General features: G+C 46.4%; 11 protein-coding genes. 7 read left to right on the top strand and 4 right to left on the bottom strand.

Annotation, left to right across the window (positions count from 1 at the left end; translation table 11 throughout):
* From NTW12_05510 to NTW12_05535, 6 genes are all read left to right on the top strand, one after another.
* The gene (locus NTW12_05510) at positions 1 to 600 is read left to right on the top strand and encodes a hypothetical protein (GenBank protein ID MCX5845803.1); all 600 of its coding nucleotides are present in this window, start codon (positions 1 to 3) and stop codon (positions 598 to 600) included.
* Complete coding sequence (locus NTW12_05515) at positions 581 to 1639, top strand: hypothetical protein (GenBank protein ID MCX5845804.1); 1059 nt, start codon at positions 581 to 583, stop codon at positions 1637 to 1639. The genes NTW12_05510 and NTW12_05515 overlap by 20 nt, the downstream gene beginning before the upstream one ends.
* Complete coding sequence (locus NTW12_05520; GenBank protein ID MCX5845805.1) at positions 1624 to 2934, top strand: restriction endonuclease subunit S; 1311 nt, start codon at positions 1624 to 1626, stop codon at positions 2932 to 2934. The genes NTW12_05515 and NTW12_05520 overlap by 16 nt, the downstream gene beginning before the upstream one ends.
* A gap of 2 nt (positions 2935 to 2936) precedes the next feature.
* Positions 2937 to 5987: an HsdR family type I site-specific deoxyribonuclease gene (locus NTW12_05525; protein ID MCX5845806.1), complete on the top strand. Its 3051-nt coding sequence runs from the start codon at positions 2937 to 2939 to the stop codon at positions 5985 to 5987.
* 2 nt (positions 5988 to 5989) lie between these two features.
* Positions 5990 to 6721, top strand: a complete 732-nt coding sequence (locus NTW12_05530) for a SprT family zinc-dependent metalloprotease (protein ID MCX5845807.1) — start codon at positions 5990 to 5992, stop codon at positions 6719 to 6721.
* A gap of 297 nt (positions 6722 to 7018) precedes the next feature.
* Positions 7019 to 7798, top strand: a complete 780-nt coding sequence (locus tag NTW12_05535) for a divergent polysaccharide deacetylase family protein (protein MCX5845808.1) — start codon at positions 7019 to 7021, stop codon at positions 7796 to 7798.
* 139 nt (positions 7799 to 7937) lie between these two features.
* Here the strand turns inward: NTW12_05535 and NTW12_05540 are convergent, their stop codons facing one another.
* A complete protein-coding gene (locus tag NTW12_05540; GenBank protein MCX5845809.1) occupies positions 7938 to 8189 on the bottom strand; it encodes a hypothetical protein in 252 nt (83 codons plus the stop codon).
* A gap of 279 nt (positions 8190 to 8468) precedes the next feature.
* Between NTW12_05540 and der the strand changes: the two genes are divergently transcribed.
* A complete protein-coding gene (gene der / locus NTW12_05545; GenBank protein MCX5845810.1) occupies positions 8469 to 9797 on the top strand; it encodes a ribosome biogenesis GTPase Der in 1329 nt (442 codons plus the stop codon).
* A gap of 113 nt (positions 9798 to 9910) precedes the next feature.
* Here the strand turns inward: der and NTW12_05550 are convergent, their stop codons facing one another.
* The 3 genes from NTW12_05550 to NTW12_05560 form a co-directional block, all read right to left on the bottom strand.
* Positions 9911 to 10429: a ferritin family protein gene (locus NTW12_05550; GenBank protein MCX5845811.1), complete on the bottom strand. Its 519-nt coding sequence runs from the start codon at positions 10427 to 10429 to the stop codon at positions 9911 to 9913.
* A gap of 322 nt (positions 10430 to 10751) precedes the next feature.
* Complete coding sequence (locus NTW12_05555) at positions 10752 to 11561, bottom strand: enoyl-CoA hydratase-related protein (GenBank protein ID MCX5845812.1); 810 nt, start codon at positions 11559 to 11561, stop codon at positions 10752 to 10754.
* Positions 11562 to 11941: 380 nt separating this feature from the next.
* Positions 11942 to 12886, bottom strand: a 945-nt coding sequence (locus NTW12_05560) for an IS4 family transposase (protein ID MCX5845813.1), incomplete at its 5' end; no start/stop codon positions are given.

The raw sequence follows: 12886 nt of genomic DNA on the forward strand, positions 1-12886 counted from the left end.
ATGATCCGCAATGAGAAAGATGTCGATGTTATCCTGAGCGCGCTGGGAGAGCATCTGGCATATTCGGTAAAAGAACCGGTAGAGCTTCTCGTGTGCGGCGGCTCGGCCCTGCACGTTCTCGGTCTCGTAAAACGAACTACAAAAGATGTGGATGTGCTGGCCTTTGTAAAAAGGGATAAGGCCGGTAATATAGATCTTATCAAAGCCGAGCCATTGATCCCTGAACTAACCGCGGCCGTGAGAAAAGTCGCCCGCGATTTCAACCTCCCTGAAGGCTGGCTCAATGCGGGACCAGCCTCGGCTGTCGATCTCGGTCTCCCAAAAGATGTAATGGAGAGGGTCATCACCCGGCAATACGGGCAGAAGCTGATCGTTCATTTTCTCGGGCGCTACGATCAGATACATTTTAAGCTCTATGCCGCTGTGGACCAAGGAACTGGAAAGCATCTTGACGATTTGATTGCCCTGAATCCAAGCGCGGAAGAACTGGAGCAGGCGGCACGGTGGAGCATGACACACGACATATCGGATGGATACCGGCAGACTCTGAAGAATCTTCTGGACTACCTGGGATATAAAAATGTCTCTGAAAGAATTTAGAAACATATTCATGGAAAATATTTTCTCTTTCCTCTGGCGTCAGTGGTCGGCTTTAGGGGTGCTGGGTGAAGCCAGGTCTGATGATCCCTGGGTTATCGATCCCGAAGCCTTATTGCTCTTTACCCTCGAAATGGGGAGGTATGAACCGAGGCTCTTCGATGAGGTGATGGACTGGCTGGTTGTCAACGGCTACTGGATTGACTTGCAGAGATTAAGAGGAATTTTAAGAAAACAAGAGGCAGCAAAATGCATGCTCATGGGGGCCGTAGCCGCCTGGCTCGCAGTGAACAGCGACGATAGAAAATGGATGAATCTCGCTAATCTCTATAAACCATCTACAGCCGCAGAAACTGGACATGCAACCCCTCTCTTTTATCAGAAGGACGGTCAACCCTATCCCACGATAGGGAATCCCGATACTGCATTTATGGCCTATGGCTTTTATCGCCCCATGTTAACGCTCCGTAAATTAACAAGACAGGTACCCATTACATCGCATACGACCTTACGCTTCCTGTTGCGGGTGCTCTTCGGCGTCAGCTCACGGGCGGAGTGCCTGACATATTTGCTTACGCATGACGGCGGCCATCCCTCGGAGGTGGCAAAATCAATCGGTCTTTCACTCCGGGGAACGCAGGACGCCCTGATTGACCTTTCCCGCTCCGGTCTTGTCCTCACCCGTATAAAAGGGAAAAGGAAAACAGAATACTGGCTGTCCCAGGAGCGGTGGTGGGAATTTTTATCGAAAGGCAGTATCACAGAGGTCAAAAGACCCCTCTGGATCGACTGGATGGCATTGTATTCGGCCCTCGCCCAGTGCTGGACAGCACTCAATGAGGTGAACCGGGAAGATTTAAGTGATTATATGAGAAGTTCGCGCCTCCGGGATTCTTTTGAATTAGTGGCAAACGAATTCTCCCGAAGCGGCCTGGACATTCCCTCATTGCCGGGAAGTGACGTAAGTCCACAGGAATATGAAAAGGCCTTTGAATCCTTCATTCTCCAGGTCTTCGGAGCACAATCATGGCAGAGCAGGTAAGCAGTTTAAAAACGGGTATTAAATATAAGGACACGCCTATCGGCAAGATTCCGGTGGATTGGGAGCTTCTGAGTTTGGAAGATGTATGTGATGAAGTTTACAGATACCCAACATATTACAACATCGAATATGTCGATCCACATCAAGGTGTGCCTGAAATAAGAGGAGAATTGATAAAGGGTAATGGTGAACTTTCAAATAATATGTCGGAATATCGTTATATTGCGAAAGAAACATCTCTCAAATTTCCCAAAACTATTTTACATGAAGGAGATTTTGTTCTCTCCGTAAGGGGTACGATGGGGAAAATAGGATATATTTCAAACAGTTTAGAAAATGCTAACATGACAGCCAATCTTATGAGGATCTCTCCAAATCATAACAAGGTATATCCCTTGTGGATGAAACAATTTCTTCTAAGTGATTTGTTTCAAAAACGTCTGAATGATGCATCATCAGCAACAACTATTAAGACTATTAAGGCCCCAGAACTAAAAGCACTTGAAATTTCGCTACCCCCACTTCCCGAACAAAAAAAGATTGCAGAAATTTTAACAACCGTTGATGACGCAATTGAAAAGACAGCCCAGATCATCGAAAATACCAAAGAAGCGAAAAAAGGCCTGATGCAGCGCCTCCTGATCCGCGGCATCGGTCATCAGAAATTTAAGAAGACTGAGATTGGGGAGATACCGGAAGAATGGGAAGTCAAGCGATTAGGAGACCTTTGTGATGGTAAACCAGAATATGGGGCAAACGTAGCTGCTATAGATAGGAATGACCGTCTGCCGCGATATATCCGCATAACAGATGTAACAGAAGATGGAAAATTATCAGCAGCTACATGGCAAAGTATAAGACAAGATGTTGCTGGACCATATCTTCTCAATAAAGGCGATTTTCTATTCGCCAGAAGTGGCGCAACGGTCGGAAAAACTTATCTATACAGAGAGGAAGATGGTTTATCTGCATTCGCAGGATACATGATCCGTTTCCGACCAAATCCCACAGTGCTTTTACCAGAATTTCTATTCCATTATACTCACTCTATTCTTTACTACAATTGGGTTAAAGGTATACTTAGAGCGGGTGCACAGCCAAATATCAATGGGCAAGAGTATGCCAATATGCCCATAATAAAGCCAACGATAGGCGAGCAGAAACAGATCGTAGATATCCTAAATTCTCTTGACGAAGACATTAAAAAAGAGTCAAGTTACAAAGACCAACTGGAATCATTGAAAAAAGGCTTGATGCAGGTATTGTTAACCGGTAAGGTTCGGGTGAACGTGTAACCATGAAGCCGATATTTAACGAAGATACCCTCTCCGAAAGCCCGGCGATCGCGCAGTTAAAACGCATGGGATACGGGTACATCCACGGCGATGAGTTGGACCCGGAATTGCGGGATGACTGCGAACGGGCATCCCGGAGAGAAGTAGTGCTTGTATCAAGACTCAAGAAAACGCTTGCCGAGATCAACCCCCGCCTTACCGAAGAGAGCATCAACAAGGCCGTCCGCAGAATCACCCACATCCATGCCGAAAATCTGATCGAGGCAAACCGTACCTTTCATCAGGATTTGGTAGCAGGGATATCCATTAACCAGGATATTGGGGCTAAACGTCAGAAACTGACCGTTCGTTACATAAACTTCGATGATCCGAAAAAGAATGAATTTCTTGCGGTCAATCAGTTCTGGGTAAAAGGTCCGAAACAGACAGACCGCCCGGATATTGTGATCTTTATCAACGGCATCCCCTTTGTTGTGATTGAATGCAAAAGCCCTGTAGCCAAACAGATGGGCATTAGTGAAGGGATCGTACAATTACAACGTTATCAGGAAGAAATCCCAAACCTTTTTCACACGAACCAGATACTCATCGCCCTCAATCTTTTCGGCGCAAAGTATGGAACAATTCTATCCAGTGCGGAATTTTCCCACGAGTGGAAAGCCCCAGGCAAGGAAAAGTTTCCCAATATGGCGGAGCATCCCTCGGTTCAAGAGATGCTCAAACTCGATCTGATCAAAAAAGATGATCTTTCGGAGCGCCCGACACAGCAAGAGGTGCTGATCGCAGGCATCCTGAACAAAAGAAACCTCCTCGACATAATCCAAAACTTTATCGTCTTTGAAAAGGAAAAGGCGAAAACGGTGAAGAAGGTCTGCCGCTATCAGCAATTTACGGCTGTGAATAAGATTCTGAAAAGGGTTACGACAGAAGAGGAAAAGAAGGGAATCATCTGGCACTGGCAGGGATCAGGCAAATCTCTCACCATGCTTTTTGCCGCCGTCAAGCTCCGGCGGGAGGAAGAAAAACTGAAAAACCCCATTATCCTGGTGGTAACGGATCGCATAGACCTGGACGACCAGATCAGCAAGACCTTTCGCAATTGCCGCTTCCCCAATCCCATACAGATAAGGGAAAAAGGCGGCACCCACAGGAAACTTTACGAGCTGCTGAGTCAGGACGTTGGACAGACGATTTTGACCACGGTGCATCTGTTCCGGAAGCCTCCCGATAAACCCCTCTCTGAGGCGGAAAATATCATTGTCCTGACCGATGAAGCCCACCGTACCCAGTACGGCTTTTATGCTCTCAACCTCCGTCGCGCCCTGCCCAATGCCTCTTTCTTCGCTTTCACCGGCACCCCGCTCAGCAAGCGGGACCGCAATACCTACCGTCATTTCAGCCCGCCGGGGGAGCGTTATCTGGATGCCTACACAATTCATAATGCGGAAGAAGACCAGGAAATCGTACCAGTGCGTTACGCAAGCCGCCTGGCGAGACTACAGGTCGTCGGCAAATCCCTGGATCAGTTATTTGAAGACCTTTTTCAGGATAAAACAGAAGAAGAGAAGGCCATCCTCAAAAAGAAATACGGCACAGCGGCGACCATTGCCAGGGCTGACCGGCGGATTGAAGGCATCGCCCATGACATGGTGGAACATTTCAATGACAAGATCAGGCCGAACGGCTTCAAGGCGCAGATCGTGGCTGCGGACAGAGAGATGGCCATTCGCTATAAAGAAATAATGGATAAGCTGATCGGCCCTGAGCGATCCGAAATTGTCATCACCATAAACAATGGCGACCCAAAGGAATGGAAGGAAAAGTATAGGCGCACAAGGGAAGATGAGAAACAAATCAAGGAGGCCTTCAACGATCCGCGGAATCCGCTTCAGTTCCTGATTGTCTGCGATAAGCTGCTGACCGGTTTTGATGCCCCGGTTGAGCAGGTCATGTATCTGGATCAGAGGCTCAAGGAGCACACCCTGCTTCAGGCCGTGGCCCGGACGAATCGTACCTATCACCGGAAAGAATTCGGTCTCGTTGTTGACTATGTGGGAATCGGGCGGGAACTGGCCGAGGCGCTGGTCATCTTCGAGAAAGAAGACCTGGAAGGCATCTTCGGTGTGGACGACATCTCGCGAGAGCTTGCCAATTTAGATTACTGGCATAAAAAGACTCTCAGTTTCTTTGAGAAGATAGACCGCACCCGGGAAAAACCGGAAGATATTCTCCAGCAATGCATGGAGATTCTTAAGCCGAAAGATGTCCGGGCGGATTTCGACGCCGCATTTCTGAGCATGGCGAAGAGTATGGATTTCCTCATGCCGGACCCGAAGGCGGCGCCGTATTTAGCAGATTTTAAATTTTTCGGCACCATCCGAGAAGGCGCGAGAAACCTCTATCGCGATGAGCGCCTCAGTCTCATTGAGTGCAGCCGGAAGGTGGAAGCCCTTATCCATGCGCATATCGCCGAAACGGGAATGGAACAGATTTTAGAACCCATCAATATCACAGCCCCTGATTTCCGGGAAAAACTGGAAGTTAAGGGAAGTTCAAAAGCAAAGGCCAGCCATGTAGAATATGCCATCCGTCAGACCATCACAGAAAAAATTGCCACCGATCCTGCCTTCTACGGTTCTCTCAGAGACCGGCTGGAAAAACTGATAGAAGAAGACAGGAAAGAGCGGCAGGACGAGGCAAAATTACTCTTGGACCTTCTGGACATGAGCAGCCAGGAAAAACAACGAGAGGTTTATGCACACTCACTGGGTTTGCAAAATGTGAAGGAATTTTCTTTCTACGGTGTGCTTTCTCCATTCAGAGAATCCCTATTTTTAGCTTCTGAGAAAGAGCAGGCATCCTTTACCGGAGAGGTGATTGAGGCCATCAAGGCCAAGACGGTCATCGACTGGACGGAAAAAAATGATGTTCAAAGAGAAATGAGACGAGAGATCAAGAGCCTTTTGAGACAAAGGGGATTTCAGGAAGAGCAGGTAGAGCCTCTCACCGGCGAGATTATGAACCTGGCCAGGATTCACCTGAAAGAAACTTAAATATGAATATCATTCAATTTGGTAACAAGCAGATTAACTATGAAATCGTCCATAGTAGCCGGAAAAAGACCGTGGCTATCTATGTAGAACCAACAATTGTAACGGTCCGCGCACCGAAGCGGCTCAGTGGGGAAAAAATACGTTCACTCGTGGAGAAAAAGGCCCGATGGATTTTCGACAAGCAGGAGCGAATAATACGTGAGCGCAGGCTTCACCCCCCGAAGGAATTTGTAAGCGGTGAGTCATTTCCGTATTTGGGCAGGCAGTATCGCCTGAAAGTTCTTAGATCGGTCAACAGACTGAGTAATACATGCCACCTCATAAGCGGTCGTCTTCAAGTGGAGATCAGCAAAAACCTGCAAGAGAAAGATGCAGGAATGGCGGTAAAGGAATCTTTAATAGAGTGGTACCAGGAACATGCAAAAAAGAAGATTGATGAACGATTACCTCGCATTGCCCATCAACTGGGCAGATGGCCAGTTTCTATCCAGATCAAGGATCAGAAAACTCGCTGGGGCAGTTGCTCCCGTTCGGGTATTGTCCGCTTCAACTGGAAAATTATCATGGCATCTATTTCCGTTCTTGATTACATAATCACCCATGAACTCTGTCACCTCTTTTATCAAAATCATTCACCCGAATACTGGAAAAAAGTTCAGTCAATTATTCCGGACTACAGGAAAAAGCGTGATTGGTTAAGGGATCACGCCTTCATCATGGGCAATTTCGCCTAAATCATCCCCTATATTAAGCCGCACTCAAAGCACATGCCCCACCACCCGTACAATGTGTTATGCACAAGTACTGACAAACCCACATGATTATTGAAACATAAATCCCCAAGAAATAATACAACAATATGTTGTATCTATACTTGACATTAACCACTATATATTGTATTAGCTTGAAAAAGTGCTTCTTGGTTTAATCAAACCTATTATACAGAATGTGCAATCAGAAAGTTCAGATAGTTTTGCAGGCGCCGAGCGAAAAGCATATGGTAATTTTTAAGTCTGAAAAAGAGGAGACTATTGGATAGAAGGAGCTTTCTATTAAAAGGCGCCTCTCTGCTGGGAGGTTATCTTTTAGGTCTCAGCGGCTTCTCACACGTCTTCGCCTACGAGAAACGCACCGCCGGCTCTTCCCTGAACCCTTCCATTGCGCTGATTATCGATGATATCGGACACAGTGTATCCCAAACCAGACAGTTTTTGAAATTGAACATTCCCCTGACCTTTTCAATTCTTCCCCGGCTGAGATATTCCAATATTCTGGCTGAAAAAATTAATCATTACGGGCACGAGGTCATGCTTCACCAGCCCATGGAGCCTTCCGATCCGAGACTTGACCCGGGACCCGGAGCCCTTTATGTAGGAGACGGTCCGAAAAAGATAAACAGAATCATAGAAGAGAATATTGCCGGCTTGTCACTTGCGACAGGAATCAACAACCATATGGGCTCACGATTTACAGGATCACATGAAAAAATGACGGAAACCCTCAGGATTATTAAAGACAGCGGGCTGTTTTTTGTCGATAGCCGTACTTCCCTGCAATCACAGGGATACAAGATTGCCAGAACACTGCATATGCCTGCAGCGTACCGGCACTATTTTCTGGATACCATTCCCTTCGAACCGGCCATCCTTTTACAACTCCGCAAATTAAAACAATGTGCTCTGCACTACGGAACCGCCATCGGGATTGGCCATCCTTTCCCCCAAACAGCACGTGCTCTCAGATTCTTCATGGAGGAACACAAAAATGCAGAGGTTTCATTTGTTCATGTTTCAAAGGTTCTGAACAACTGAAAGAATCCTATCATGATGCCTTAGAATAATACTAAGAGAGCCTATTCAATAATTCAGTTTTTAGATAAGTCCTTTTCCTCCAGCCGTTCACTACTGATGTTCAATATCACGGAGAAGCACATAAACTTTGAACGATTTCTTATATCAACCCGAGTTCGATGAGTTTCTCGTTTGTCGGAATGCCGTCCCGGTTCCATTCCCGTAAATCGTAGAATGTATCAAGCATTGCATCCAAGTCTTTTTTCGAGCAGTACCTCCCTTTTGCCGGTCCATCCGGGATGGGCTGTGGCGTAATTTGGCCTGCCGTCGTGGTGACTGCCTCCCCTCGTGGAAGTGGAATAAGAAAGGGACATCCCTCGTAAGCCCCGTGCAGAATATCCCGCAACTTCAAGCCCTTTGCTTTGGACTAAACTAAACGAGGAAAGAATTGTTATCGTTAGCCGAATATGCTACTGAACATCATTAATAATAGATCAATCATCTAAGAGATAAAATGTAACACTCTCAGATAGAATTGCAACAACGGTGATCTTCTTCAGTTTTGGTTTCAATGAAGATCACTCCCGGAGGTTACCCCCAGTAAGCTTGTCCCCGCCGACGGCGGGGATACGAAGGGGTTGAAATGACAAGGATATTGCGAAATGAAGTACTGTTATGAGGTTAATGTCGAGTGAAACCTGTTATTGCCATCATCGGCAGGCCCAATGTCGGGAAATCGACGCTTTTTAATCGCCTGTCAGAGAAAAACAAGGCTATTGTCATTGACGAGCCGGGCGCCACGAGAGATCGGAACTATGTGGATTGCACATGGTATGATAAAGATTTCACACTGATCGATACGGGTGGATTTGAGCCGACATCTACAGATACAATTCTTACACAGATGCGAGAGCAGGCACATTTAGCCATTGAAGAGGCTGATATCATTATCTTTCTCATGGATGGCAGGGAAGGTTTAACACCATCCGACAGGGAAATCACAAATATCCTCAGAGAGTTTGAAAAACCGGTCTTCTTTGTTATCAACAAGATCGACGGTCCGAAGCACGAAAACCATATTTTTGAATTCTACGAACTGGGAATTGAAAAGGTTTACAGCATCTCCGCACAGCACGGCCTGGGAATTCACGAATTAATGGATGATGTAGCTCTCTCTCTTTCATCTCCCGCTGAAGAACATCTTCACGGGGAAAAGCGGATCAAAATAGCGGTGATCGGGAAACCGAATGTCGGAAAATCCTCGTTAGTGAACAAAATCCTCGGATATGAAAGAACCATCGTTAACCCTATACCGGGCACAACAAGAGACGCCATAGATACCCCCTTCGAGTTGAACGGTAAAAAATATCTGCTGGTCGACACGGCAGGCATCAGGCGAAAAAGCAGAGTAAGCCTTACTCTCGAAAAATACAGCATTGTCCAGGCTCTTAAAGCCATAAACCGCTGTGATATCGCTCTTCTTCTCATTGATGCCGAGGAAGGCATGACCGAACAGGATGCAAAAATTGCAGGGTTGACACTCGAAAGTGGGGTTGCCTGCGTCATTGTCGTCAATAAATGGGACGCCGTAAAGAAAGATAACGCCACGGTGGGAAATTATGTAAATAATATCAAAGATACGGTTAAATTTATGGACTATGCTCCTATCATCTTTGTGTCGGCACTCACCGGGCAGCGGGTATCCAAAATCTTTGACATCATTGAAACGGTTTTAAGCCAGTATACAAAACGTGTCAGCACCGCCGAACTTAATAGCGTTGTCAGAAAATTAGTCGAATTGACCCCCCCACCGCGCCACCAAAACAGATCAAATACCTTCAGCTATACGACTCAAGTAGCCGTCGCTCCACCCACGTTTGTTTTTTTTATCCGTGAACCCGGCGCCGTTCACTTTTCATACAGGCGCTTCCTGATCAACAGGATCAGAGAGGCATTCGGTTTTGATCAATCACCAATCAGGGTTATTTTCAGAAAGAAGAGCAGATCAAAGGAAGAATGACGGGGAAGATAGAGAAATTAAAAAGGGATCTTTATGAACGTAATGTCCCAAAAGATCCCTTTAGGTATCTCAATCACATGAAGAACCAGCGGGGAAGAAATCCCACAGTATGATCAGGCTCCGTCCAAGCCTGTATTTTCCTTCTTTCTGAACCAGGACACGGGGTCAGTCATATATTCTTCCGTGTCTTTGAGAGACACGTAGTGTTCGTGTTCAATATTAGCAAGAAGATTAAAGAACGCCTTTTCTTTTGGATCGGAGACTTCGTCGCGGAGTTTTGCATAATACTCCGCACCTTTACCCTCAAATTCGATCGCTGTACGGATTGCCTTTAGATCATCAGCATCGCCCTTCGCTGTCTTGGGCGCTTTTTGTGCCGCAATCTTCAGAACATTTTTAACAGTGGTATCTTTCACCTTCAGGGGAACGGTGTCGGGCCATTTCTTTTCCTTTTCCCAGTTCCCGTGGAGCTGTTTCAGCCTCTCGTGGTGCTCCAGTTCCTCTCCGGCTATCTGCTGAAACATTGCCTTCCCGACGGGATTCTTGGTTCTCTCAGCATTTTTTAAATAAAACTCATGTTCTTTCATCTCGTTGTTCAAGGCAACCTGTAGTGCATTCATCCGATCTTTCATAATCAGCCTCCTTCGTGATGTTTCCGTGATGTTCAAGTATTTTTCGTTAATCGATCTTCTCACTTATCTGTAAATATAATATCATGATCCCGGATTGTCAAGAAGACAGAAGACAAAAATGATTGCAGTAGTGAAGATATGGCGGCATACTGCATGTTCAACCATCTGCCTGGCGGAGTGTCGGTAACACTCTCCGTCCCTCGGAACGATGCCTGCATAGATGTACGCAGCCGTGATGAAAGATGCACAACACATTAGGAATCTGCCTTTGCCCCTGCCGTCGCGGGGGAAAGCTCCGGCAAAAGGACTTTTTGCGAAAGCGTCAGTATTTTCCGGGAAAATTTGGTTTACGTTTCTCCTTCTGGGCAAGAATGCCCTCACGTGCATCAGCACTCCCGAATATCGGTAAACCGATCTCGATTTCTTTCCTGAAGGCTTCTGCATAAGACATATCCCGGGTTTCCCGGAAGCATTGAATTATTCCTTGAACTGCAAGGGGACCATTGCCGGCAATTTTGTCCGCCATATCCATAGCCTTCTTCATCAGGTCATCCTGTGATGGCACCACATGGTTGATAAAACCCCACTCACACAAAGTCCTTGCACGGAAATTCCCTGATGTAAGAAGGATTTCGAGTGCCCTGCAGGGTGTCAAAATGTGAGGCAGATAAACGTTCGAACCACCAACCGGCATGATCCCCAGACTAGCTTCCCTCATTTGAAAAACTGCATTTTCCGAGGCGATCCTGAGATCAGCACCCATCACCATCTCAAACCCTCCCGTCAGGCAATAACCGTTAATGGCCGCAATTACCGGCTTTTTTACAATGTTGGGTTTCAGCATGGCTTCCCCCACATGCGGTCCCACCTGTATCAGCCATCGTTCTGCATCGTTCTCAGGTTCTCTGGCCTTTGTCAGTACTGGAATAGCCGTTTTTAGATCCATCCCGGAACAGAAGATCTCAGGCAAACAGGAATAGAGAATAACTACTCGCATCTTCTCGTCCTGATTGACGTCCGTCCACGCACGATGCAGGTCCATCAAGATTCCGGGATCAAGAGCATTCTTTTCCTCAAGGCGATTGAGACCTACTTTTGCAATATGCCCTTCCTTCTCATAAACTAATCCCATTACACTCTCCTTTCAAAATATTAAAAATGAAGTCCCTAGAAAAAGAGGCTCCTTCGGCAGAGAAAAAATTCGCACAAGGCGAGGCTTGCGCACTAAGCTCCTGGTCTTTGCTATGGATATAAAAAGATTTTATCAGATTTACGCTTCTTCCTCAAGACGAATGTAATTCGGCCTTCACGCTTTCATTGAAGGCCTCTCTCACAATTGACGTTACCCGCTTTTTCGAGATGGCAATTAACGGGCAATACTTCAGTGATGACAAAGGCGGACGCTGCCCTTCTGCAAGTCATCCCCTATTTCGATGATTAGGGTGAAGGATAAAAAAGAAAGATATAAAATATTTGACATACTTGCATATATTTAGTATCATACGCGTCCGCTTAATAGTCGAACAAATTTAGTTGGTTACATGGCTGCTCTTTTAAATCCGGCATTTTTTTGTAATCGTAATTTGTAAATAGCTGATCAAGTTGCACTTTTTCGAAGAGGGTGACACTCAGGATCTGCAAAATTGTGTAGAGATTCATCTCCAAGTGGAGGCGTTTTCGGATGATGGCAACAAGGACGTAGGTAGAAACGGCGATCCAGATCTGAGTTTTTACTGCATTGTCGGATGTTCCGTAGAAGGCCTTTATACGAAGATGTTGCTTGATCCATTTGAAGAACAATTCGATTTGCCATCGGCACTTGTAGAGTTTGGCGATAGTCAATGCGGGAAGGACGAAATTATTTGTGAGAAAAACGAGCTGTTTCTCTCGCTCGGCATCGAAGTACTTTACGCGGCGGAGTTTCTCCGGATAACCCGCCAGTGATTGGGGCGTGATCAGCATTACTGTCTGGTCGTATCGAAGACCGTTGGTTCGATCCACCGGATGGGAGTAGACTCTCCGGACCTTGGTGTTTTTCTTGGTCCGCGTAACGAAGAAGGCAAGAAGTTGGGTAAAAACGTAGAGTCTTTCAAAGTCCAGGTAACCGCGATCCATGATATAGAAAGATCCCGGTTCCGGAACCAGGATGTCAAGGATATTGACGTCATGGAGCGTTCCCTCGGTAATCTCGATGAACGAGTGGATGTTGCCGCGAAGATCCAGGAGAGTATGCATTTTGACGGCAGCTTTATGCTTGCGGAAAGACGCCCAAGGGAAAAGCGATAGGCAAAGGTCGATAGTAGTTGAATCCAAAGCGTAGGCGGTTTCTTTGAGTTCGACACCGAAGTCTTCATCGGCATAAAGGGAGCGTGCTTGAGAAATCAGAATTTGGCAGAAGTCGGCATACATTCGCCAGTCCCGTTTTTCGTTTGCCTCTGCAAGGGTGCTTCGCGATAC

Source organism: Deltaproteobacteria bacterium (assembly GCA_026388545.1).
In the GTDB taxonomy this organism is placed as follows: domain Bacteria; phylum Desulfobacterota; class Syntrophia; order Syntrophales; family UBA2185; genus JAPLJS01.